The sequence below is a fragment of the Sphingopyxis sp. PET50 genome, from assembly GCF_025244705.1.
Classification (GTDB): domain Bacteria; phylum Pseudomonadota; class Alphaproteobacteria; order Sphingomonadales; family Sphingomonadaceae; genus Sphingopyxis.
Genome location: NZ_CP104207.1, coordinates 759,651 through 781,768 on the forward strand (window position 1 = coordinate 759,651; position 22,118 = coordinate 781,768).

Annotated in this window: 22 protein-coding genes and 1 pseudogene; 9 read left to right on the top strand and 14 right to left on the bottom strand. The window is 67.0% G+C overall.

Going from position 1 to position 22,118, the window contains the following annotated elements:
- The first annotated feature begins 95 nt into the window (after window positions 1–95).
- From N0A20_RS03975 to N0A20_RS04000, 6 genes are all read left to right on the top strand, one after another.
- Entirely contained in the window at window positions 96–614 is a 519-nt protein-coding gene (locus N0A20_RS03975) for a glycoside hydrolase family 16 protein (protein ID WP_260582703.1), read from the top strand.
- Complete coding sequence (locus tag N0A20_RS03980) at window positions 614–1,672, top strand: LacI family DNA-binding transcriptional regulator (protein WP_260582704.1); 1,059 nt, start codon at window positions 614–616, stop codon at window positions 1,670–1,672. Before N0A20_RS03975 ends, N0A20_RS03980 begins: the two co-directional genes overlap by 1 nt.
- Window positions 1,673–1,789: 117 nt before the next feature.
- The gene (locus tag N0A20_RS03985) at window positions 1,790–2,863 is read left to right on the top strand and encodes an MFS transporter (RefSeq protein ID WP_409574765.1); all 1,074 of its coding nucleotides are present in this window, start codon (window positions 1,790–1,792) and stop codon (window positions 2,861–2,863) included.
- A gap of 277 nt (window positions 2,864–3,140) precedes the next feature.
- Window positions 3,141–5,441, top strand: coding sequence for a glycoside hydrolase family 3 protein (locus N0A20_RS03990; RefSeq protein WP_260582706.1), 2,301 nt, complete (start codon window positions 3,141–3,143; stop codon window positions 5,439–5,441).
- 52 nt (window positions 5,442–5,493) lie between these two features.
- Entirely contained in the window at window positions 5,494–6,375 is an 882-nt protein-coding gene (locus tag N0A20_RS03995) for an MFS transporter (RefSeq protein WP_260582707.1), read from the top strand.
- Between the two features lie 68 nt (window positions 6,376–6,443).
- Window positions 6,444–6,800 (top strand): hypothetical protein, encoded by a 357-nt coding sequence (locus tag N0A20_RS04000; RefSeq protein ID WP_260582708.1) that lies wholly within the window; start codon window positions 6,444–6,446, stop codon window positions 6,798–6,800.
- A 12-nt stretch (window positions 6,801–6,812) separates the two neighbouring features.
- Here N0A20_RS04000 and N0A20_RS04005 read toward each other — a convergent pair whose 3' ends face one another.
- From N0A20_RS04005 to N0A20_RS04015, 3 genes are all read right to left on the bottom strand, one after another.
- A complete protein-coding gene (locus N0A20_RS04005; RefSeq protein WP_260582709.1) occupies window positions 6,813–7,310 on the bottom strand; it encodes a DUF7010 family protein in 498 nt (165 codons plus the stop codon).
- Between the two features lie 165 nt (window positions 7,311–7,475).
- Complete coding sequence (locus tag N0A20_RS04010) at window positions 7,476–7,616, bottom strand: hypothetical protein (RefSeq protein WP_260582710.1); 141 nt, start codon at window positions 7,614–7,616, stop codon at window positions 7,476–7,478.
- A 64-nt stretch (window positions 7,617–7,680) separates the two neighbouring features.
- Window positions 7,681–9,111, bottom strand: coding sequence for a sulfatase-like hydrolase/transferase (locus N0A20_RS04015; protein WP_260582711.1), 1,431 nt, complete (start codon window positions 9,109–9,111; stop codon window positions 7,681–7,683).
- Window positions 9,112–9,225: 114 nt separating this feature from the next.
- Here N0A20_RS04015 and N0A20_RS04020 point away from each other — a divergent pair, with 114 nt between their 5' ends.
- Together N0A20_RS04020 and N0A20_RS04025 are read left to right on the top strand one after the other, a co-directional pair.
- A complete protein-coding gene (locus N0A20_RS04020) occupies window positions 9,226–9,843 on the top strand; it encodes a TetR/AcrR family transcriptional regulator (protein ID WP_260582712.1) in 618 nt (205 codons plus the stop codon).
- Window positions 9,840–10,817, top strand: a complete 978-nt coding sequence (locus N0A20_RS04025; protein ID WP_260582713.1) for a formylglycine-generating enzyme family protein — start codon at window positions 9,840–9,842, stop codon at window positions 10,815–10,817. The genes N0A20_RS04020 and N0A20_RS04025 overlap by 4 nt, the downstream gene beginning before the upstream one ends.
- Before the next feature lie 454 nt (window positions 10,818–11,271).
- Here the strand turns inward: N0A20_RS04025 and N0A20_RS04030 are convergent.
- A pseudogene (locus N0A20_RS04030) lies at window positions 11,272–12,420 on the bottom strand (sulfatase-like hydrolase/transferase); the annotation flags it as partial.
- A 225-nt stretch (window positions 12,421–12,645) separates the two neighbouring features.
- On the opposite strand from N0A20_RS04030, the gene N0A20_RS04035 reads away from it, so the two are divergent.
- On the top strand, window positions 12,646–13,335 hold the full coding sequence (locus N0A20_RS04035) for an alpha/beta fold hydrolase (RefSeq protein WP_260582714.1): 690 nt from the start codon (window positions 12,646–12,648) through the stop codon (window positions 13,333–13,335).
- 12 nt (window positions 13,336–13,347) lie between these two features.
- Here N0A20_RS04035 and N0A20_RS04040 read toward each other — a convergent pair whose 3' ends face one another.
- The 10 genes from N0A20_RS04040 to N0A20_RS04085 form a co-directional block, all read right to left on the bottom strand.
- The gene (locus tag N0A20_RS04040) at window positions 13,348–14,289 is read right to left on the bottom strand and encodes an IS630 family transposase (protein WP_260582715.1); all 942 of its coding nucleotides are present in this window, start codon (window positions 14,287–14,289) and stop codon (window positions 13,348–13,350) included.
- 90 nt (window positions 14,290–14,379) lie between these two features.
- Window positions 14,380–15,915, bottom strand: a complete 1,536-nt coding sequence (locus N0A20_RS04045; RefSeq protein ID WP_260582716.1) for an acyl-CoA synthetase — start codon at window positions 15,913–15,915, stop codon at window positions 14,380–14,382.
- Complete coding sequence (locus N0A20_RS04050) at window positions 15,915–17,036, bottom strand: DUF5938 domain-containing protein (RefSeq protein WP_260582717.1); 1,122 nt, start codon at window positions 17,034–17,036, stop codon at window positions 15,915–15,917. Before N0A20_RS04050 ends, N0A20_RS04045 begins: the two co-directional genes overlap by 1 nt.
- 31 nt (window positions 17,037–17,067) lie before the next feature.
- Window positions 17,068–17,838, bottom strand: a complete 771-nt coding sequence (locus tag N0A20_RS04055; protein ID WP_260582718.1) for an SDR family oxidoreductase — start codon at window positions 17,836–17,838, stop codon at window positions 17,068–17,070.
- A 73-nt stretch (window positions 17,839–17,911) separates the two neighbouring features.
- Window positions 17,912–18,178, bottom strand: a complete 267-nt coding sequence (locus tag N0A20_RS04060; RefSeq protein ID WP_260582719.1) for a TonB-dependent receptor — start codon at window positions 18,176–18,178, stop codon at window positions 17,912–17,914.
- Window positions 18,123–19,046: a TonB-dependent receptor gene (locus N0A20_RS04065; RefSeq protein ID WP_260583816.1), complete on the bottom strand. Its 924-nt coding sequence runs from the start codon at window positions 19,044–19,046 to the stop codon at window positions 18,123–18,125. The genes N0A20_RS04060 and N0A20_RS04065 overlap by 56 nt, the downstream gene beginning before the upstream one ends.
- Window positions 18,934–20,514, bottom strand: a complete 1,581-nt coding sequence (locus N0A20_RS04070; protein WP_260582720.1) for a TonB-dependent receptor — start codon at window positions 20,512–20,514, stop codon at window positions 18,934–18,936. Before N0A20_RS04070 ends, N0A20_RS04065 begins: the two co-directional genes overlap by 113 nt.
- A gap of 148 nt (window positions 20,515–20,662) precedes the next feature.
- Complete coding sequence (locus tag N0A20_RS04075; RefSeq protein ID WP_260582721.1) at window positions 20,663–20,860, bottom strand: hypothetical protein; 198 nt, start codon at window positions 20,858–20,860, stop codon at window positions 20,663–20,665.
- A 22-nt stretch (window positions 20,861–20,882) separates the two neighbouring features.
- The gene (locus N0A20_RS04080) at window positions 20,883–21,281 is read right to left on the bottom strand and encodes a hypothetical protein (protein WP_260582722.1); all 399 of its coding nucleotides are present in this window, start codon (window positions 21,279–21,281) and stop codon (window positions 20,883–20,885) included.
- Between the two features lie 113 nt (window positions 21,282–21,394).
- Entirely contained in the window at window positions 21,395–21,919 is a 525-nt protein-coding gene (locus tag N0A20_RS04085) for a hypothetical protein (protein WP_260582723.1), read from the bottom strand.
- Window positions 21,920–22,118 lie beyond the last annotated feature (199 nt).

The following is a 22,118-nucleotide window of genomic DNA, read 5'->3' on the forward strand; positions in this document are numbered from 1 at the left end:
CCTCGTAACGCGCGGCAAGGCGGCGTGGACCTATGGCAAGATCGAAGTGCGCGCCAAACTGCCGCAGGGACAGGGGACCTGGCTGAGCGATCTGGATGCTGCCCGACGATCAGCACTATGGCGGCTGGGCGGCCTCGGGCGAGATCGACATATTGGAGGCGGTGAACCTCGGCGCCAATTGCACGGACTGTCCCGGCGGGATCGAGAACCGCATCCTCGGCACGCTGCACTTCGGCGGGCCATGGCCCGACAACAAGCATAAGGGCGACGAGACGGCGCTGCCCGCGCCGATCGACGATTTTCACGTTTTCGGCATCGTCTGGAGCGAAGGCAGGATGGTCTGGACCATCGACGGCAAGCCCTATGCCACGCGGGTCGCGGGCGACTGGAGCACGACAGGCTCCACCGATCCCGGTGCTCCGTTCGACCGCCCCTTCCACCTGCTGCTCAACCTCGCGGTCGGCGGCGGGCTTGCCGAAAGCCGCACCGAAAGGGGCGTCGACGGGCGCGGCTATCCCAAACGCTTCGAGATCGACTGGGTTCGCGTCTGGCAATGCGGCGAAGATGCCGCTAGCACGGCGGCGTGTAATTCATCCGGGGACCAGCAGAACTGATGGGGCGTCGGCGGCAGTCGGTGACGATCAAGCATGTGGCGGCCGACGCGGGCGTGTCGCTGCAGACGGTGAGCCGCGTCATCAACGACGAGCCCAATGTCCGGCCCGAAATGAAGGAACGCGTCCAGGCGTCGATCGACAAACTCGGTTATGTGCCCTCGATCGCGGCGCAGCGGATGAGTGGATCGCGCTCCTATCTGATCCTTGCGATCAACGATCGCGACCGGACGATCGCCGACTGGAACGCGCGCGAAGGCACCGACTGGGTCGACCAGATGCTGTTCGGCGGCATGCTCAAATGCGCCGAGCTGGGGTACCGGATGATCTTCGAGCTGGTCGATACCCATCACGACCATGTCGAGCGTGAACTGCGCGCGATCATCGCCGCGCTCCAGCCCGACGGCGTTATCCTCACGCCGCCGCATTCGGACAATCCCCTGATCGTCGATCTGCTCCACCACCAGAGGATTCCCTTCGCGCGCATCGGGTCGCATGGCGGCGATGCGGGGATCGCGTTGACGATGGATGACGAAGGATCGGCGGCGCGCGCGACGCGCCATCTCCTCGGCCTGGGGCACAAACGGATCGGTTTCATCTCGGGCTCGGTCGAATATGACCTCAGCCACTGGCGCATCGACGGCTGGCGCGCGGAGATGGACGCGGCGGGCCTGCCGACCGGCGACCTGCTCGCCGAGGGCGATTTCAGCGCGGCGTCGGGGGCGGTCGCGGCGCATCGCCTGCTCGGCCTGGCCGACCCCCCGACCGCGATCATCGCCAGCAACGACCAGATGTCGCTCGCCACGCTTGCCGTCGCCCGCGAACTGGACCTCGACGTTCCGCGCGACCTGTCGCTGGTCAGCTTCGACAATACGCCGATCGTCCGCTTCACGCCGCCGGGCCTCACCGCGGTCGACCAGCCGATTGCCGCGACGGTGTCGCGCGCGGTCGAACTGATCATTGCGGCGCAGCGCGGCGCAGCTCGGCCGACCGAACCGACCGTCGTCCAGGGCAGCCTGATCGAGCGTGGCTCGACCGCGCCGCCGCGCGGCCATGGCTGAGCGGGCGGCCGATCCCCGGCGCCAGTCGCTTGTCTTCCTGTTGCTCTATGCGCTCGCCGCCGCCGCAGCGGCGCGATCGCCTATGTCCCCTTCCTGACGATCCTCCTCCCGGTGCGGATGACCGCGCTGGCGGGGGCGGACGATATCCAGGCGCTCGGCTACGCCACTTTTTTCGGCGCGATTGCCGCCAGCGTCGGAGGGGTCTTTTTCGGCTGGCTGAGTGATCGCACTCGCAACCGCCGCGGGTGGGTGTCCGCGGGCCTGGTGCTGACGATCGCACTGTTGCTCGCGGTTCCGCTGGCGCACGACGTCCCGACGTTGATCGGGATCATCGTCGGCTGGCAACTGGCGCTCAACATGATGCTGGGGCCCATCGCGGCGTGGGCAGGCGACTGCGTGCCCGATCATCAGAAGGGGATACTCGGCGGTTTGCTGGCCTTTTCGCCCGCGCTCGGTGCGGTATCGTGCGCCTTCGTCACACTGCCCGGACTTGCGGGTGCCGACGGCCGGCTCGCGATCATCGGCCTGCTCGTGGCAGGCGCGGTTTTGCCGGTGCTGCTGTTCGGGCGGCCGCGCGCCTTTCCCGAACTGAACGCGGTGAACGCGGCAAGTCTTCAGGCCAGCCAGATTCGGCCGGCATCACCCGTCGTGCGGATGTGGTGCGCCCGGCTGCTCGTCCAGATCGCCGAGGCGGCCTTGTTCGCCTATCTCTTCTTCTGGTTCCGCTCGATCGACCCCGCCATCACCGACAGCGAAACGGCGCGGTTGTTCAGCCTCGTGCTGACGATCGCCGTGCCGATGGCGCTGCTCGCGGGCCGCTGGGCCGACCGGCACGATCGCCCGATCCTGCCGCTGGGAATCAGCGCGGGCGTGCTGGTGCTGGGGCTCGTCGCCATGGCGCTCGCAACGACGCTGATCGCGGCGAAGCTGAGCTATGTGATCTTCGGTATCGCGGCGACGATCTTTCTGTCGCTGCACAGCGGCCAGACGTTGCGGGTGTTGCCGCGCCCCGACCGGCGCGGACGCGACCTGGGGCTGTTCAACCTGACCAACACCGTCCCGTCGCTGATCATGCCGTGGCTCACCATTTCGCTGGTTCCGGGTTTCGGATTCGACGCGCTGTTCCTGCTGCTCGCCGCCTTTGCGAGCCTCGCGGTGGCGCTGCTCGTGACGATGCCGCGTCTGCGCTGAACGCGCCCCGAACAGCGTGCTTGCTTTCCTTCGCTTGCTATGCGAGAGGGCTATTTGATAACGTTCACATAATAAAGGATGGGAGAGACGATGCGGCGTTCCGCACTTGCCATGACGACGGCGCTGTTGCTGGCTGGAACGGCCACCACAGCGGTCTCGCAGCCGTACGGCGCTGGCGCCGCTACGGTCCATCCCGAACTTTGGCCGCACGGCGAAGAGCCCTGCCGCAATTACCGATCCCGCGACCGAGGAACGCATCGACGCGCTGCTCGGCAAAATGACGGTCGAGCAGAAGGTCGGCCAGCTGATCCAGGGCGACATCAGCACGATCACGCCCAAGGATCTCGAAACCTGGCCGCTCGGTTCGATCCTTGCCGGCGGCAACAGCGGCCCGAACGGCAACGAACGGTCGAGCGCCGCCGACTGGGCGAAGCTGGTCGGCGAGTTCCGCGCCGTGTCGCTGAGGCCGCAGGCGAACGGCATTGCCATCCCGATCATCTTCGGCGTCGATGCCGTCCACGGTCACAATAACATTCCGGGCGCGACGCTGTTTCCGCACAATATCGGTCTCGGTGCGGCGCGCGATCCCGAACTGATCCAGCGCATCGGCGCGGTGACCGCCGCCGAGATCGCGGGCAGCGGCATCGAATGGACCTTCGCCCCGACGCTGGCGGTGCCGCAGGACCTGCGCTGGGGCCGCAGCTACGAAGGTTATGCCGCCGATCCCGAACTGGTCGCGGCTTATGCGAAGGCGATGGTCCTCGGGCTGCAGGGCGAACTCGTCGCGGGCAAAGTCGTCGGCAAGACGCATGTCGCCGCGACCGCGAAGCATTTCCTCGCCGATGGCGGCACCGACGGCGGCCGCGACCAGGGCGATGCCGGAATCGACGAAAAGGAACTGATCGCCAAGCACGCGCAGGGCTATCCCGCGGCGATCGACGCCGGGGCGCTCACCGTGATGGCCAGCTTCTCGGGCTGGCAGGGCGTCAAGCATCACGGCAACAAGGGCCTGTTGACCGACGCGCTCAAGAACCGGATGGGCTTCGGCGGCTTCGTCGTCGGCGACTGGAACGGCCATGGTCAGGTTGCGGGGTGCAGCGTCACCGATTGCGCCCCGTCGATCAACGCCGGGCTCGACATGTTCATGGCGCCCGACAGCTGGAAGGGCCTGTTCGAAACCACGGTGAAACAGGCGAAGGATGGCACGATCCCCGCCGCAAGGCTAGACGACGCGGTGCGCCGTATCCTGCGCGTCAAATACAAGCTCGGCCTGTTCGACGCCGACCGCGGCGGCCGCGGCGATTTCGCGGCGGTCGGTGCCCCCGATCATCTCGCGGTCGCGCGCGAGGCGGTGGCGAAGTCGCTCGTGCTGCTCAAGAACAATGGCGGCGTGCTGCCGGTCAAGGCGGGCGCGCGCGTCCTCGTCACCGGTCCCGGCGCCGACAATATGGCGATGCAGTCGGGCGGCTGGACGATCAGCTGGCAGGGCACCGACGTCGTGCGTTCGGACTTCCCCAACGGCCAGACGATCTGGGAAGGGCTTCAGAAAGCGGTCGGCGAGGCGGGCGGCACTGCGGCGCTGTCGAGGGACGGCGCCTATGCGGAAAAACCCGATGTCGCGATCGTCGTGTTCGGCGAGGAACCCTATGCCGAGTTCCAGGGCGACGTGCCGACGCTCGATTACCAGCCGTCGGACGCGACCGATCTGGCGACGCTGAAAAAGCTGAAGGCGGCGGGCATTCCCGTGGTCGCGCTGTTCCTGTCGGGCCGTCCGATGTTCACCAGTCCCGAAATCAACGCCGCCGACGCCTTCGTTGCGGGCTGGCTTCCCGGGTCGCAGGGGGCGGGCATCGCCGACGTGCTCGTCGCGGGCCGGGACGGCAGGAGCGCGCGCGGCTTTACCGGTGTCCTGCCCTTTCCCTGGCCCGCGGACGCGCGCTCGCCGGTCGAAAAGCCGCTGTTCGCGGCCGGTTATGGCCTGAAATATGGCGAGAGCCGGGCGGTGCCGCAATTGCCCGAGGAACTGGGCATCGACGTCGGCGCCGCGCTCAACGTCGAGCGCTATTTTGGCGGCGGCCGCGCCCGCGCGCCGTGGCTGCTGTCGGTGACCGACGCCGGCGGCAGGCGCCCGGTCGACTCCCCGCCGCTCGCCAGCCCCTATGGTCATGTCGCGTCGCGCTCGGTCGATGTGGCGGCGCAAGAGGATGGCAAGTCCTTCGTGTGGACCGGACCCGGTTCGTTTGGCCTGTCGGGGCCGAACGCCGACCTGTCGCGCCAGCTGAACAACAGCTTTGCGGTGCGGATCGACTGGCGCATCGATGCGGCCGGGACGGGGCCGGTGCAATTGTCCTTCGCGAACATCCCTTTCGACATCAGCGCCCTCGTCGCCGCGGCGCCCAGGGGGCAGGTGTCGACGATCAAGGTGCCGCTGCGCTGCTTCGCCGATGCCGGCGCCGATCTGACGCGCGTCGGGGCGGCGGTGGCGGTCCAGGCCGACGCGGGCTTTGCCGCCACGCTGTTGAATACGAATGTCGAAGCCGTCGGCGAGAATCTGGCTTGCCCGCCCCGGGGAAAATGACCAGACCCCGCGAACGGGTTGGCAAAAGCCGGAAAAATTGGGGAGAGATGAGATGGCATTGACGCCGAACGTCGCGGTGAGCGCGGACCCTAACCCGTCCGGAGAGCCGGGGAAGAGCGGCGGCGGCACGCGGGTCGTGCTGATCCTCGCCTTTGCGGTCTTTTTCCTGCTCGGCGGCGTGACCAACATCAACGACCTGCTGGTCGGCAAGTTCAAGCCGATGTTCCACCTGACGCATGCACAGGCGAACCTCGTCCAGATGGCGTTCTTCATCGCTTACGCGGCCTTTTCGATCCCCGCCGGCATCGTCATGTCGAAGCTCGGCTACATTCGCACCTTCGTGCTGGGGTTCGTTCTGGTCGCGGCGGCGGCATTCCTGTTCGTTCCGGCTTCGGCGGCGGCGTCCTATCCGGGCTTTCTCGCCGCGCTCTTCTGCATCGGCGCGGGGATCACGGTTCTGCAGGTGGCGATGAATCCGGTGATCACGACGCTGGGGCCGGTCGAAACCTCGCACAGCCGCCTGACCTTTGCGCAGGCGTTCAATTCGATCGGCGTGTTCCTGATGGTCTATGGCGGCGCGACCCTGCTGCTCGGCGATTCGAAACCGATCGACGCCGAAACGGCGAGCGAGGCGCAAATCCAAGCCTATCGCGTCGCCGAGGGGGCGTCGATCGGCACCGCCTATATGTGGCTCGGCGTGCTGATGCTGGTCATTGCGGCGGTGTTCTGGATGTACCGGAGCGCGCTCGACCATGCCAAGGCCGACGATGTGAAGCTGGAGGGCACCTGGGGCCTGCTCACCCACAACCGCCGCGTCCAGCTCGGCGCGCTGTGCATCTTTGCCTATGTCGGTGCTGAAGTGGCGATCGGATCGAACCTGATCGCCTATCTCGGCGAGCCGAGCGTGATGGGGCTGGATATTCAGGCGGCCTAGCAAGCTGGTCGCGATCTATTGGCTGGGCGCGCTGATCGGCTAAGCTGCTTGGTGGTTTCATCCTGCGCATGGCCAAGCCGGGACGCGTCCTCGCGACCTTTGCGGCGGGCGCGATTTCGCTGATCATCCTGTCGGCGGTGACCACGGGCGCCCTGTCGGGCTGGGCGCTGATTCTGGTCGGTTTCTGCAATTCGCTGATGTTCCCGACGATCTTCAGCCTCGGGACGGAGGGGCTCGGCGAACGGACGCCCCAGGGATCGGGGATATTGTGCACCGCGATCGTCGGCGGCGCGATCGTGCCGTTTCTCTTCGGAACGGTCGCGGACATCAGCGGCAATATCCGTCTCGCGCTGGCGGTGCCGCTGATCTGCTATGCGATCATCGCGAGTTTCGGGCTGTGGACGGCGCGTCGGGCGGCTGGCTGACCGGCCGAACGATCAGGCCCGCACGCCGGCGGTCTGCGGATCGCCGCGCGCGGCGTTCCACCGCGTGAACAGCCAGGCACCGACAATCAGTTCGACGCTGCCGACGACCAGGGTGACGTGGACGGGCAGGATATCGCCCCTGATCGCGAAGCCGGTTCCGATCAGGAAGATCGCGCCGCCGAGCAGCCAGTAGAGGCGCTCGCGATAGAGGGTCGCAAAGACCAGATAGCGCGCGCCGACGACGATCGCGAGCGCGGCAAAGGCAAAGGGTTCCGAAAAGGGCAGCAGGCCAAAGGCGATCAGCAGTCCGGCAAAGAGCGGGAAGGTCGCTTCGAAGCCCAGCGTCGGCAGGGGATTGTCCTTCGCCGCCCGCGGCGCGCGAAAGGCGCGCGCGATCAGCAGCGACAGCGGAAAGATCAGCATGCCGCCGATGAAAATCGTCACAAAGGCATAAAAGCCGCCCCAGACATACCAGGCCGCGTCGGCAGCGAGCCACGCCAGTCCGGACACCAGGACTCCGGGCGCCCCGCCAAGATACGCCGCGCGCAGTTCGTCCTGTGCCTGTCCGATGTCGATGATCGCCTCCTGTGACCCGGTTCGCGCCGCCCCGAAGCGACCCGATCACGGCTAGGGCGAAATGCTCCGCCTTTCAACGGGATTGAAAGGCGGGCGGATCTAGTTCGTCCAATAGATATAATCCTGTCCGTCCTGCCACGGCGCGTCGAGCGGCACGTCGATGCGCACCGGTCCTTCGATCAGCCCCGGCCAGATCGGCTTCGCCATGCCCTTGTTCTGCGCGTCGAGCATCGCGCTCAACTGCGCGACGCGCCGCGGTTCGTTCGCCGACAGATCATATTGCTCGGTCGGGTCGGCGGCGAGGTTATAGAGGCGCTTTTTGGCTAGGCCGCCGGGTTACCTGCAATTTCCAGTCGCCCGCGCGCACCGCGCGATAGTCGCCCGATCGCCAGAACATCGCGGCGCGTTTGGCCGGTCCCGACAGGATATCCTCGCTGTCGACCACCCGGTCCCGCGGCATCTTCGCACCCGCCGCTGCGGCAACGGTCGCGAAGATGTCGAGATGTCCCGTCGGGTCGGCGCGGCTGCTGCCCGGCGCGATGACCCCCGGCCAGCGCATGAAGAAAGGCGTGCGGATTCCGCCTTCGAAGAAGGTCGCCTTCCACCCGCGATAGGGCGCGTTCAACCTGTCGATCCCGGTGTACCAGGCGCCGCCATTGTCGCTGGTGAAGATGACGAGCGTATTGTCGTCGATGCCGAGTTCCTTCAGCTTCGCCATCACATCGCCGATGCGGCGATCGAGCTGCGCAATCATCGCGCCATAGACGCGCGTCTTTTCATCCTTGATCTGCGGCAGCCGGTCATAGTCCGCCCGCGTCGCCTGCAGCGGCGTGTGCGGGGCGTTGAAGGCGAGGTACAGGAAAAAGGGGCGGTTGCGGTTCGCCTCGATCGCCTTCATTGCCTCGTCGGCGAAATAGTCGGTCATATGCCCCCTGGGATGGAACCGCTTGCCGCCGTTGAAATTCACGGCGTGGCGGAGGTTCGCCCACAGGAAACGGTCGATCCGGTCCCAGGGCAGCTTGGCGTTGACGACGTCGGGGTCGTCCTCCGGCAGGAACATCGCCGCGCCGCCGAGGACCGCGAGGCTCTCGTCGAAGCCCTGCGCATGCGGTTGCAGGGCAGGGGCCTCGCCCAGATGCCATTTGCCGATATGCAGCGTGTGATAACCGGCGGCCTTCACCGCCTCGGCGATCGTCACCTCGTTCGCGGGTACGCCCATGTCGGGATAATCGGGGATATCGGGGGTGATGAGGTCCTTGTGAAAAATCGGGTTCAGCGGCCCGACGCCGTCGCCATGCGCCAGATTCTCGGCGAACTGCACCGGCACCGCGGTAAATTCGAAGCCGAACCGCGTTGGGTACCGCCCGGTCATCATCGCCGCGCGCGACGGCGAGCAGGTCGCGTTGGCGGCATAGGCTGTGGTGAAATTCATCCCCTCACGGGCGAGCGCGTCGATGTTCGGCGTCTGGACGATCCCGCCCGCGACCCCGCCGCCGTTGAGGCTGATGTCGTTGAAGCCGAGATCGTCGGCAACGATCAGGATGATGTTCGGGGGGCGTTTGTTCGCAGGCGCCGTGGCGGGTCCGGCCTGCCAATGCACGGGCTGGTTGGGCTGCACCGGGTCTTTCCAGTCGGAGACAAGGCCGGGCAGGCGATAGCTGTTCGTATGAAAGGCCCAATATCCGCCCGCGCCAATCAGGGCCAGAACTCCAAGCGCCACCCATCTTTTCTTCATGGCCTTCCCCCTTTCGCGATTGCCGCCGATATTATGGCACTATATGTGTCATTATATAGGCGATGATGCAAGATCGCATTGACCCCGGCGTCAAGCTGGGCCAGCGGAGAGGCCATGGCATCGAAGGCAAAAGCAAAGGCCGAGGCAGGCAAGCCGCCGCGCATCGACGGGCGGCGCGAACGCAGCCGGTCGAGCCGCGCGCGGATCGTCGGGGCGATGCTCGACCTGATCGACCGCGGCGACCTGTCGCCCAGCGCGGCGCGTGTCGCCGAGGAGGCGGGGGTCGGGCTGCGCACCGTGTTCCGCCAGTTCGACGACATGGACACGCTCTATCGCGAAATGTCCGAAACGATCGCCGAACGGGTGCTGCCGATCGTCACCGCACCCTATGCCGGTATCGACTGGCGCGCCGATGTGCGCGACCTCGCGGCGCGGCGCGTGCGGGTGTTCGAAACGATGCTGCCGTTCCGGCTCGCCGCCAATATCAAGCGCTATCAGTCGCCCTTTCTGATGGGCCAATATGGACAGGTCGTGGCGCTGGAGCGCGACCTGCTGTTCCGTCTGCTTCCCGACGATGTGCTGGCCGACAAGGTCGGGCGCGAGGCGCTGTGCGTTGCCCTGTCGTTCCAGACCTGGCGCGCATTGCGGCACGACCAGGGCCTGACGGTCGAAGAAGCGGGGGCGGTGGTGGCGCAAATGGTCGAGGCGCTGGTGAAAGGATCCGGGCGATGAAAGGCGCGGGGCTGCTTGCATCATTGGCGTCGATCGGTCTGCTCGCCGCCTGCGGCGACGGGACTGGCGATACCGTCGCCACGAAAGCGAAGACGGTCTGTCCCGCGATGCCGAAGCAGGATTATGTCTGGATTCCCGGCGCGACCTTCGCCATGGGCGCCGATGCGCATCTGCCCGAGGAAGGCCCCGAGAAGCAGGCCACCGTCGCCGGCTTCTGGATGGCGACGCACGAGGTGACCAACGCCGAATTCGCCGCCTTCGTGAAGACCACCGGCTACAAGACGCTCGCCGAGCGCGACCCGCCGAAGCTGCCCGGCGCGCCGCCGGACATGCTGGTGCCCGGCGGCGCTGTGTTCACCGCGCCGACCGACGGCAATCCCAACTGGTGGCGCTGGGTCGTGGGAGCCGAGTGGCGCCATCCCGCCGGGCCCGACACCGATATCGACGGGCGGGGCCGCGAGCCGGTGGTGCAGATCGCCTATGAGGACGCGCTCGCCTATGCGCGCTGGGCGGGCAAGGCATTGCCGAGCGAGGAGCAATGGGAACTCGCCGCCGCGACCGGCGGCGCCGACCGCAATGTGCCGGTCGTCGACGGCAAGCCGCAGGCGAATTATTATCAGGGCGTCTTTCCGGTTCGCGACATGGGCACCGACGGCTTCACCAGCCGCGCCCCGGTCGCCTGTTTCCCCGCCGACAAGCATGGCGTCCACGACCTGATCGGCAATGTCTGGGAATGGACGACCGCAAGGGCGGGCGGTGAGAGCAATGTCATCAAGGGCGGCAGCTTCCTGTGCGCGGCGAACTACTGCGCGCGCTACCGTCCGGCGGCGCGCCAGTTCCAGGAACGCAGCCTAGGCACCGATCACATCGGCTTTCGCCTGATCGACACGGCGCGCCCGGCGCCGCGCGGCGCCAGCCCCAGATCAGCGCTGAGAGAGCGATCAGCCCGCCGCCGAGCCACAGCCCGGCCTTGATCGCGCGCTTCTTCCCCTGCTGCTCCCAGGCATATCGGTTGATCTGCGCATCCGCGGTGTAGCCTGCGGGCATGTCCAGCACGCCGTTCGCCTTTGCATAGGCGCGGTAGTCGGTCATCATCGCGGCGAAACGGTCCGGCATCGCCGCCGACAGGTCGCGCGTCTCGCCGGGGTCGCTTTTCAGATCATAGAGCCGCCATTTGCCGTCACCCGTCGGAGCGAGGTTACGCACCAGCTTGTAATCGCCGCGGAACAGCGCGCTGTTGCCCGACAGCTCATACCCCAGCGGATTGTCGCCGTGCACGCTGCCCGGCGCGCCGCCGAGCATGGGAACAAGGCTGCGCCCGGTCACCGGTTCGACCCTGCGCCCCTGCCATTCGCCGCCATGCCCCGGCACCCCGGCGAGGTCGGCCAGCGTCGGCAGGATGTCGGTGACATGCGCCAGCCCGCCGTTGACCGCGCCGGCACGAACCCCGGGATTGCTCGGCCATGCGATGATCAGCGGCACGCGCAGCCCGCCCTCGGCGGCGCTGAACTTGTAGCCCGACAAGGGCGACGCCGCCGCGCTCGCCCAGCCGGGGCCGATCGCGGCGAAGCTGCCGCGGCGTCCGATGTTGGCGGTCGACGTGTCGTACTGCATGGTCAGGAACAGGCGGTTGCGCAACCGGTTGTACGGATCGGTCGGCTCGGCGCCATTGTCCGACAGGAAGACGAAGATCGTATTCTCATATTGGCCGGTGGCCTTCAGATGCGCGACCAGCCGCCCGACCTCGCGATCCATCGCCGTCGCCATGCCGGCATAGGCCTGCATCACCCGCACCGCGGCGGCGCGCTCTTCGGCGTCGAGTGCCGCCCAGTCCGGCGTCGTCGCCATCGTCACCATCGGCGCGCCCGCGGGCACGATGCCCAGCGCCGCCGCCCGCCTGGCCCGGGCCTCGCGCAAGGCGGTCCAGCCGTCGCTGTACATCGCCGAATAGCGCGCGATGTCGCTGTCGGGCGCCTGCACCGGAATATGGTTGGCGAGGAAATTGACCGAGGCGAGAAAGGGTTTGCCGCTCGCGCGGCCGGCGTCGATATAGTCGATCATCTTCTGGACGACGAAGGTCGAGGAATAGAAGTTCTGCGGCAGCGTCGCGGGCCTGCCATTCTCGGTCCAGGCGGCGCTGTCGTACATGCCCTCGATCGGCCGCTGCTCGAAATTGTCGGCGCCGGCGTCGGCGAGGCTGAAAGCGCGATCGTAGCCACGCGCCTCGGGCAGGCGCGTCGCATCGCTCCCCAGATGCCATTTGCCGGTGAGGTAGGTGTTGTATCCCCCTGCGCCGAACAATTCGCCGATGGTCACCACGCGGTGGTTCAGCACCGTATCGTACCCCGGCTTGCCGCGATGCGCGTCGGGGATCGTCTCGGGCATGTTGCCGAGCCCGTTGCGGTGGTTCATCACTCCCGTCTGCAGCATGGCACGCGTCGGCGAGCACGACCCGGCGACATGGAAATTGGAAAAACGCATGCCGGCACGGGCGAGCGCGTCGATGTTGGGGGTCGCGAACTCGGCCCCGAAGGATCCGACGTCGCTGAACCCCCAGTCGTCGGCGAGCAGGATCACGATGTTGGGATGGCGCGGAGGTACGGAAGCGGGAGCGGCCGGTACGGCTCCCGCGCCGCAGCGCGAGCATCAGGGCCGCGGCCAGCACCATCGTTCCACATAGCTTCATCGCGAATCCCCTCCCTGTATTGGCACTTATTATGCCAATATATTGCGCACCGCAATTGCCTTGCGGAAATCGCGCGTGCGGCGCATCGCGGCGGCGAACGGAAAGGAGGCCATGGCATGACCGTACCGGTGATCGCGATCTGCGGCATCGCCAGCGACGAGGCGAGCTGGCTCGGCATGCCCGTCGATCGCGTCGTTGTGCCGCGCGGGCCGACGATCGACGCGATGGCAGGCGCGATTCTGGCCGGCCTGCCCGAGCGGTTCGCGCTCTGCGGCCATTCGATGGGCGGCTATGTCGCGCTCGCCATCGCCGCCCGGGCGCCTGGCCGGATCGCCGGATTGGCGATGCTGGGCAGCGCCTGCACCGCCGACAGCGAGACACAGGGCGAGGGACGCCGGCAGGCGATCGAGCAAGCGCAGACCGATTTCGGCGCCGTCGCAGACCGTCTGGCGCGTGCGGTGCTGTCGCGGGCCAGCCGCGCCGATGCCGCGCTGCTTGCCGATATGCGGGCGATGTTGCTGCGCAGTGGCGCCGCGCGCTTCATCGAGCATCAGCGTGCGGCGGCGACCCGCGCCGATCGCTGCGGCCTGCTCGCGGGGCTTGCCGTCCCGGCGCTGGTGCTCGCGGGCGAAGAGGATATCATCGTCTTGCCGGACCGCGCGCGCGAGATGGCCGCCGCGCTGCCCGATGCGGTTCTGCTGATGATTCCGGGTTGCGGCCATATTCCGCAGCGCGAGGCGCCCGCCGCAACCGCCGCCGCGATCGCCGCGTGGCGCGTGCGGGTCGACAGCGCGGCGGGCGCCTAGAGCGTGATCGTCTTAGATTGAAGCATATCCGCTATTTCTGAGGTAGTTTGCGCACTCGTCCGGAAGGAAGGCATCGAGCAGCGAGCCGATGCGTTTCCATGTTGCCTCGACGGATCGCTCCTGCGCCTTTCGCAGGAGTGTTTTGAGTTTGGCGAAGACCTGTTCGATCGGGTTAAGGTCTGGACTGTAGGGAGGCAGGAACAGGAGCTTGGCACCCGCGGCCCTGATCGCGTTGCGCACGGCCTGGCCTTTGTGGCTACCGAGGTTGTCCATGATGACGATGTCGCCCGGTGCGAGAGTGGGTACAAGGAACTGCTCGACATAGGCAGTGAAGAGTTGGCCATTGATCGGCCCGTCGAGCACGCAAGGTGCTTCGATCCGGTCGTAGCGCAGCGCGGCGAGGAAGGTCAGCGTGCGCCACTTGCCGAAGGGCGCGGTGGCGTGAAGCCGCTCACCGCGCCGGGCACGGCCATGGGTGCGGGTCATGTTGGTCTTGGCCCAAGTCTCGTCGATAAAGACGAGGCGGCGAGGATCAAGCCGACCCTGATACTTGCGCCATTGTGCCCGTCGCCGGGCGATCTGCGGCCGATCCTGTTCGGTCGCGAACAGGCTTTTTTTGAACGACAGGCCCTCGCGTTCGAGGAACAGCCACAGCGCGCCGTAGCTCGCCTTCACCCCGCGATCCGCCAGTTCGCCCAGCAGACCCCGCAGGGTCAGGTCCGGCTCGGCCGCGACACGCGCCAGCAGCCACTCGCGCTCGGGCAGCAGCACCGGCTTCCTGTACCCGCCCAGCTTGCCCGGTGCCACCCCGCCCGTCCGGCGTTGTCGCTGCGACCAGCGCACCGCGCTCGCAACACTCACACCAAAGCGCGATGCCGCAGTTCGCGCCGACGACCCCGATGCCATCGCTGCAACCACGCGTTCCCGAAGATCAATCGAATAGGCTCGGCTCATCTCTGCTGGCCTCCTAACCAGCCAACAGGTTGAATCAGAAAATCAGTACCGCGTGAATCCCAAATCGATTCAATCTAAGACGATCACGCTCTAGGTCGCCGTCAGGATTCGGGCACGAATATCCTTTTTCAGCACCTTGCCGACCTTGGAGCGCGGCAGATCATCCCAGATATCCAGCTCCTTGGGCGCTTTCACGCTGCCGATCGCGGCCTTGACATGCGCGATGATGTCTTCGGGCGCGGCGCTCTGTCCCGCCCGCAGTTGCACCACCGCGCAGACGCGCTCGCCCCATTTGTCGTCGGGCAGGCCGAAGACCGCGCCGTCCTGCACCGCCGGATGCGACAGTAGCGCCGCCTCGACCTCGGCCGAATAGACGTTGAAGCCGCCGGTGATGATCATGTCCTTGGCGCGGTCGACGATGAACAGGAAATTGTCGGGATCGAGATAGCCGATGTCGCCGGTGCGGTGCCATCCGTTCAGCGTCGCGTCGGCGGTGGCTTCGGGGTTCCTGTAATAGCCGTCCATGACGAGGCTGCCCTTGACGACGATCTCGCCGCGCTCGCCCCGCGGCAGTTCACGGCCTTCGCTGTCGACGATCGCGACGCGGACGAGCGGGCCGGGCCTGCCCGCCGACGCCAGGCGATGCCGTGCGACCGTCCCGTCGGGGTTGAGGTGATCCCTCGGCGACATCATCGAGATCATCATCGGCGCTTCGGTCTGGCCGAAAAGCTGTGCCATCACCGGGCCGATCCTTGCGATCGCTTCCTCGAGCCGCGCGGGGGAAATGGGCGCCGCGCCGTACCAGAAGCATTGCATCGCCGAGAGATCGGTCGCCGGCAGTGCGGGATGATCGAGCAGCATATAGATGAGCGTCGGCGGCAGAAATGTGTGCGTCGCCTTGTGGCGTTCGGCCAGCGTCAGGAATTCGCCGATGTCGGGATAGGGCATGATGACGACCTCGCCGCCGTGCGCCATGACCGGGAAGGTCAGGACCCCCGCGGCATGGGTGAGCGGCGCCATCGCGAGATAGACGGGCCTCCCCTCGAACGGATAGCCCATGAGGGTCAGCGCGGTCATGGCCTCGAGATTGCGGTTCGTCAGCATCACCCCCTTGGGATGGCCGGTGGTGCCGCCGGTGCCGGGGAGCATCGCGAGGTCGCTGGCGGGCGCCGCGACGAAGGGACGGTCGTCGACGCCCGCCAGCCACTGGTCGAGCGAGGGCGCGAAGGGCTGTTCGGCGTCGAGGCAGACGAGTTGCTCGAGCTTCGGCAGCCGCGTACGCAACGCGTCGACCAGTTCGGCGAATTTGCTGTGGAAGAAGAGCGCCGCGCAATCGAAATTGTCGAGGACATAGGCGTTTTCCGCCGCCTCGTTGCGCGGATTGACCGGGCACCAGACGGCGGCGGCGCGCGAGATGGCGAAGACGCAGGCGAAGGCGACGGGGTCGTTGCCCGACAGGATCGCGACATGCTTGCCCGGCGTGATGCCCGACGCGTTCAATCCGCGCGCGACACGGTGGGTGAGCGCCTGCACATCCGCATAGGACAGGCTTTTCCCGTCCATCGTCAGGCAGGGGGCATCGCCGCCCAGCGACGCCCCCTTGTCGAGCCAGTCAACGAGCCGCATCAGCCGTTGACCGTGACGACCGGTTTCAGCACCAGCCCGAACTGGCGCAGCGTGCCGAGGATCTCGCGGTGCCCGAACGCCTGGCAGGCCGAGGCGAAGCCGGTGCGGCGCGGCGCCTGTTGCAGCAGGTTCGCGGCGCACCACGCCTGCATCAGCCCGGTCTGCTTGTAATTGCAATTGCCGTGGATCAGCACATGCGCGCGCCCGAGCGGGCCCGAGGCGTAAACCGAATCGATGCTGGTGTTGAGCCGCGGATTTTCGCGCGGCGGCATGTCGCCCTGCACCGATTCCGCCATCTTCGACAGCGCGGCTTCCTGTTCGGCGAAGGGGAGGGGCTTGATGTCGGTGTCGATCATCTTGGTCATGCCCACGACATTGTCCATCACCTCGCGCGCGAAGACGCCGCCGAAGACCTTGACCGTCGAGACGCGCGGGTCGTCCTTGAACCAGACGGGGTGCGAGGTGCCGCCCCACGGCGTGGTGAGCGCCGTCGCGTGCTGGCCGGGGACGTTGCACTCGGTCGTGGTCAGCGTCGGCCATTGGACGTACCGGTTGTTCTCCAGATAATACCAGTCGGCCTTGAGGATCGTGAAGATCGTCTGGACCGAGGCATAGGTCGGAAAACCCTTCCACAGCACCAGCATGTCGAGCGTATCGAGCCCCGGCATGGTTTCGAGCGCGATGTTCGCCGCGATTTCCCCGGTCGTGTACATCTGCGCGACGCAGGGCGAGAGCAGCAGGCCCTTCTTCGCGAAGGCGTCGCCCCATTTTTCCTGCGCCGACAGCATCCAGTCCTGTTCGCCGGTGGTGTCGAGATAATGGGTGCCCGCCGCGAGGCACGCCTCGACCGTCTCGGGTCCATATTTGATGAAGGGGCCGACCATGTTGCACACGACCTTTGCCCCCTTGAACAGGGCGGTCAACGCCTCGACGCTGTGCTCGACCTCCGCAATCTCATAATCTGCGGTTTCGATGCCCGGAACCTTGTCCATCACCTCCTGCACGCGTTTCCTGTCGCGCCCGGCAGCGATGAAGGGGACGCCGAGTTCACGCAGATATTCGCAGACGAGGCGGCCGGTGTAGCCCGAGGCGCCATAAACGATGACCGGCTTCTTGCTCATGGGATTTCTTCCTGTTTGCAATGGGATGGGGTCAGACCGCGGTGTAGCCGCCGTCGACGATCAGCTCGCTGCCGCACATGTACGCCGCGTCGTCGCTGGCGAGGAACAACAGCGGGCGGGCGATTTCGCGTGTCGTCGCCATGCGGCCGAGCGGGATCGCGCCGACCGTCGCCGCCGCGAAACCGGCGGCGGCATCGCCGAGGCCGCCCACGGCATCGGCCACCAGCTTGGTCTCGCAATAGCCGGGATGGAGCGAATTGATCCGCACCGGCCAGCCCTTGCGCGCGCAATCGACCGCCGCCGCCTTGGTCAGCATCGCCACGCCGGCCTTGCTCGCGTTATAGGCGGGGAAAAGCGGCTCGGCGACATTGGCGGCGATCGAGGCGACGTTGACGATCACGCCGCCGCTGCCCTTCATCGCCGCGATCCCGGCGCGGGTCCCGAGGAAGACGCTTTCCAGATTGACCGCCATCAGCCGCTGCCATTCGGCGAGGCCGGTATCGACGACCGATTTCAGGAAACCCATGCCGGCGTTGTTGACGAGGATATCGAGTTTGCCCTGACGCGCGATGACATCGGCGATGAGCGCAGCCCATTCCGCCTCATCGGCGACGTCCTGCCGCCGCGCCTCGGCGCTCCATCCTTCGGCGCGGATCGCGGCGGCGGCGCTCTCCGCCTCGTGCGCGTCGATATCGGTGATGGTGACCGCCGCGCCCTCGCGGGCGAATTCCTGCGCGGCAGCCAGTCCGATGCCGCGCGCCGCGCCGGTGATGAGCACGCTCTTGCCGGTGAAACGCATCATGGATGCTCCTCGTTGATCGAAAAAAGGGATCGGCGGGCGGGAGGGTGCCCGCCGATCCCTGCGCCGCGAACGGTCAGAACTTGGCCGTCACCTCGACGCCATAGGTTCGTGGCGTACCGCGATTGAGATAGTCGAGCCCGAAGATGTCGATGTTCAGCCCGTAGCTGTAATAATATTTGTTGGTCAGATTCTTGACCCACAGGCTGGCGGCATAATTGCCGTGCTCGAAGGTTAGCCGGCTGTTGACGAGCCAGTAACCGGGGTTGCCGCAGGTGATCGCGGGGCTAGGCGGGGCGGATGTTGCCGGGAACGCCGGGGCGGTCGCACGGGGTCTGGCCATAATCGCCGAACGGATCGAAATAATATTTGCCGGTATAGGCGGCATCGCCGCGCAGCGTCAGCTTGTTGTCGCCCTGGTCCAGAATGTCCCAGTCGAAGCCGGCCGAGAAGGTCGTGCGCGGCGCGTTGGGGAAGGGGTTGCCGTTGACGTTGCGCGTCGGGCTCGACGGGTCGGCCGGGTCGAGGACGTTGCCCTTGTATTTGCTGCGCAGCAGGCTCATCGACGCGTCGAAGCGCAGCCAGTCGGCGGCCTGGATCGCCAGCTCCGCCTCGCCGCCATAGAGGCGTCCGTTGGCGCTGCGGGTGAAGGTCGTGGCGCCGATAACCTGCGTCACCTGATGGTTCTTGTAGTCGTAATAGAAGCCCGCGAGGTTGAGCTGCACCCGGCGGTCGAACAGCCGCATCTTGAGCCCGCCTTCATAGGCGTTGATCTGTTCGGGGCGGATATAATAGACCTGATTGGTCCCCTGATAGGCGAGGCCGTTGAAGCTGCCGCTGCGATAGCCGCGGCTGTAGTTGAGATAGCCCATGATATCGTCGGCGAAATCATAGCTGATGTTGACGCGGCCGGTCAGGCGGTTCGCCTTTTCCTTCTGTTCGAGCGCCGGGGCGCTCGGATCATAAGGGAAGGTATAGGGGATCGTGCTGGCGCGGATCGTGCCGCCGAGGTCGTAGAGCACGGTGCGGCCGTTCAGATATTTGACCTTGTCCATCGTGTAGCGGAGGCCGACGCTGACCGTCAGCGCGTCGGTCAGATCATAGCTGCCGTCGAAATAGATCGCCGCCGAGGGGCGCTTGATCGTGTAGCGCTGTTCGCCCTCGATCGGCCCGAAGGGCGGGGCGCCCGCCGCGCGGCACGCCGCCGAGATGGCGCCGCCGAAACCGCCGCCGCCCGAGTTGTTGACCTGGATGTCGGTGAGCAGGGCGATCAGCGAGCGTGCGTCGAGGAAACCGTTGGGGTTGCCCGTCGGCACCGCCGAGCAGTTCGCCGGGTCGGTCGGATCGAGCGCCGGATCGACCGCAAAGGCGGGAACGAAGGCGGCCGCTTGCGGCGCCGACACCGGCGCGTTGAAAAAGCTGTCCGGCACGCCGGCTGCCCTGCAGGATCGGTTTCAGCACGCCGAAGAAGTCGATCTCGTTGCGCGTGTCGATCTTGTCGACGCCATAATAGAGACCGGCGACGAAGTTGAGCCGGTCGCCCTTGTAGTTGAGCCGCAGGTCCTGGTTGAAATTCTTGCTGACCGAATTGTAGCGCAGCGCGCAGACCTTGTTCGGCGAGCCATCGCAGTCGAAGGGCGAGTTGCGATATTTGCCGCCGTCATAGCCGGTGATCGAGGTCAGCGAGAAATTGTCGTCCAGTTCGACCGCGATGTTGAGCGCGACCCCGCGCGACGAGGTGAAATAGCGCCCGCCGGTGTCGGCGGCGACCTCGTTCTTGCCGAGCGGTGCGCCGCCATTCTGTGCGGGATCGAAGCGCGAATAGCCGAGCACGTCGCGGTCGCCGGCAAGCTGGCCGAGCGCATAGGGATTGGGCGCGAGTGGATTGTCGCGCGCGAAATAACCTTTCAGGTTGATGTCGACCGTGTCCGACGGCTTCCAGTGCAGCGTCACGCGCCCCGCGACGCTGTTGGTGGTGCCGACATCGCGGTCCTGCACCGGATTATATTGCCAGCCATCGCCCTTCGCGACCGTGCCGGCAAAACGGATGCCGAGCGTGTCGGGGATCAGCGTCGCCTCCAGCGCGCCTTCGGCGGTCTTGGTGTCGTAATTGCCGTAACCGAGCGTGATCGTGCCGTTGCTGGCGCCGAGTTCGGGCTTGTTGCTGAAAAAGCTGATCGCTCCGCCGGTAGTGTTGCGGCCATAGAGCGTGCCCTGCGGCCCGCGCAGCACCTCGACGCGTTCGAGGTCGTAGAGCTGCTGGCCGTGGCTGGCGCGGAAACTCTGATAGACCTCGTCGACATAGACGCCGACCGGCGAGGCGGTGGAGGCGGAAAATTCGTTCGCGACCGACACGCCGCGCAGCGCGAAATTCGGCTGCGTGCGGCCATAGGGGGTGGTGATCTGGAGGCTGGGGACGAAGCCCTGCAAATCGGAGGTTTCGCTGACCCCGCGCGATTCGAGTTCATCGCCCGCGAGCGCCGAGACCGCGACGGGCACGTCCTGAAGATTCTGGGCGCGTTTCTGGGCGGTGACGACGATTTCCGCGATGCCGCCGCCGCTGTTGCCGCCATCGTCGTCGGCTTCGGACGCCGCCGCCTGTTGTGCGAATGCGGGTCCGTGCCAGCCGATCAGCATGGTCGTCGACAGGCAGGTCGCCAGAATGGCCTTCTTCGTCATCTCGTCTCTCCCACGGCTTGCGGCTCGTCTGTTGCGAGGCCGTCGATAGGGAAAGGCTATGGCGGGAGCGGCGCGGGCGACAGCCGAAGCGGCGGGGGGAGCGATGGGGGGGTAAGTCCGCGCCGCTTGCCCCCGCCCGCGCGAAGGATTAGCCATGGACGCAGAAATGGAGGGCAGCATGACCGTCCAGCCGGGATCGAGGATAGGAACGAGGGCGCCGCTGCGCGCGGTGCCGGACGCCATTGCGCCCGCCTTCGGGTCCCGGAAATTCCTGCCGCCGCGCTTTCCGCCCGATCTGGTCGGGCTGGACGCGCAGCAGGACTGGCTCGACCGGCTGGCGCGTCACGAACTGGCGGTCGTGCAGGCGCTCAGCCGGTTATGGGAAGACGGCCTGGTGCGCGGCGCTGTTCGGGCGGGCACGGGCCGGGGGCTGGTCGACCGGCTGGCTGTCGTTCGATGCCGAGGACGACGGGCCCGCCACCACGGGCCGGATAATCGGGGCCGTCCGGGCGGCCCGTGGCGCGGCGGTCGAGGATGCCGCTCATCCGTCGACCGCCGAAGAGGCCGCGGCGGCGCTGGCCGGGCGGATCGACGCCGATGACCGTCCGCTGCTGCTGGTCCTCGACGATATCGACCGGCTGAGCGACCCTCTGGCGCGCGCCATGCTCGATCGGCTGCTTCGGCATCCGCCGCGCGCAATTGCGGCTGGTGCTGACGGGCCGTGCGCTGCCGGAGGTGGCGACCGGCGATATCGAACGGCGCGGCATGATGCTGCGGATCGGCGCCGCCGAACTGGCTCTCGGCGACGACGATGTCCGCGCGTTTCTGTCCGCCGCCGGCACGGCGCTCGACGGGCGAAGCTGCGCCGATCTCAACCGGTTCATCGGGGGGTGGCCGGCCGCGCTGCGGCTGGCGGCCCGTGATCGGCGGCTCGGCGCGATGGCGGCGGCGCGGGACTGGAGCCCGCTTGCCTGGCGCGCTCGATACTCTGGTGGCCCCAGCGGTCGATGCGCTGTCCGAGCCGATGCGCCGGTTCGTGCAGCGGTGCAGCATCGCGCCGTGGCTCGACGCCGATCTCGCGTGGCTGCTGAGCGGCGAGCGGGACTGTGCGGCGATGCTGCGCGAACTGGCCGCGAAGGGCGTCTTTGCCGAGACGACCGCCGACGGCGGCTATCGCCTGCACCCCGCGGCGCGCGCGGTGTTGAGGCGGCGGCTCGACACGGCCGAACCCGGCGCCGCGGCGCAGCTGAACCGCGTGGCGGCGCGCTATTATGCCGGGCGGGGAAATGCGGTCGAAGCGATCGGACAGGCGCTCGCCTGCGCCGACCACGCAGAAGCCGCGGGCCTGATCGCCGATATCGGCATGCCAATGCTCGAACGCGGCGAGACGGCGGCGCTGGGGCAAATGATCGTTGCCTTGCCGCCGAGCGCATCGGGCGGCCTCGCCGGCGCTGGTCCGGACGGGTGCCTGGCTGTCGACGCTGTCGGCCACGCCGGACGGGGGCGCCGCGATCGCGCTGCTGGCAGAGGAGGACGCCAACGAAGCGCGCGCGATCGACCTGGTGCGCGGGGCCTTCGCCGACGACCGGCTCGCCGAGGTCGCC

Coding starts and splice junctions, on each gene's coding strand:
- N0A20_RS03975 (WP_260582703.1), top strand. CDS start 96: ATGCTGCCCGACGATCAGCACTATGGCGGCTGGGCGGCCTCGGGCGAG.
- N0A20_RS03980 (WP_260582704.1), top strand. CDS start 614: ATGGGGCGTCGGCGGCAGTCGGTGACGATCAAGCATGTGGCGGCCGAC.
- N0A20_RS03985 (WP_409574765.1), top strand. CDS start 1,790: ATGACCGCGCTGGCGGGGGCGGACGATATCCAGGCGCTCGGCTACGCC.
- N0A20_RS03990 (WP_260582706.1), top strand. CDS start 3,141: ATGACGGTCGAGCAGAAGGTCGGCCAGCTGATCCAGGGCGACATCAGC.
- N0A20_RS03995 (WP_260582707.1), top strand. CDS start 5,494: ATGGCATTGACGCCGAACGTCGCGGTGAGCGCGGACCCTAACCCGTCC.
- N0A20_RS04000 (WP_260582708.1), top strand. CDS start 6,444: ATGGCCAAGCCGGGACGCGTCCTCGCGACCTTTGCGGCGGGCGCGATT.
- N0A20_RS04015 (WP_260582711.1), bottom strand. CDS start 9,111: ATGAAGAAAAGATGGGTGGCGCTTGGAGTTCTGGCCCTGATTGGCGCG.
- N0A20_RS04020 (WP_260582712.1), top strand. CDS start 9,226: ATGGCATCGAAGGCAAAAGCAAAGGCCGAGGCAGGCAAGCCGCCGCGC.
- N0A20_RS04025 (WP_260582713.1), top strand. CDS start 9,840: ATGAAAGGCGCGGGGCTGCTTGCATCATTGGCGTCGATCGGTCTGCTC.
- N0A20_RS04035 (WP_260582714.1), top strand. CDS start 12,646: ATGACCGTACCGGTGATCGCGATCTGCGGCATCGCCAGCGACGAGGCG.
- N0A20_RS04040 (WP_260582715.1), bottom strand. CDS start 14,289: ATGAGCCGAGCCTATTCGATTGATCTTCGGGAACGCGTGGTTGCAGCG.
- N0A20_RS04045 (WP_260582716.1), bottom strand. CDS start 15,915: ATGCGGCTCGTTGACTGGCTCGACAAGGGGGCGTCGCTGGGCGGCGAT.
- N0A20_RS04050 (WP_260582717.1), bottom strand. CDS start 17,036: ATGAGCAAGAAGCCGGTCATCGTTTATGGCGCCTCGGGCTACACCGGC.
- N0A20_RS04055 (WP_260582718.1), bottom strand. CDS start 17,838: ATGATGCGTTTCACCGGCAAGAGCGTGCTCATCACCGGCGCGGCGCGC.
- N0A20_RS04060 (WP_260582719.1), bottom strand. CDS start 18,178: ATGGCCAGACCCCGTGCGACCGCCCCGGCGTTCCCGGCAACATCCGCC.
- N0A20_RS04070 (WP_260582720.1), bottom strand. CDS start 20,514: ATGACGAAGAAGGCCATTCTGGCGACCTGCCTGTCGACGACCATGCTG.
- N0A20_RS04080 (WP_260582722.1), bottom strand. CDS start 21,281: ATGCCGCGCCGTTCGATATCGCCGGTCGCCACCTCCGGCAGCGCACGG.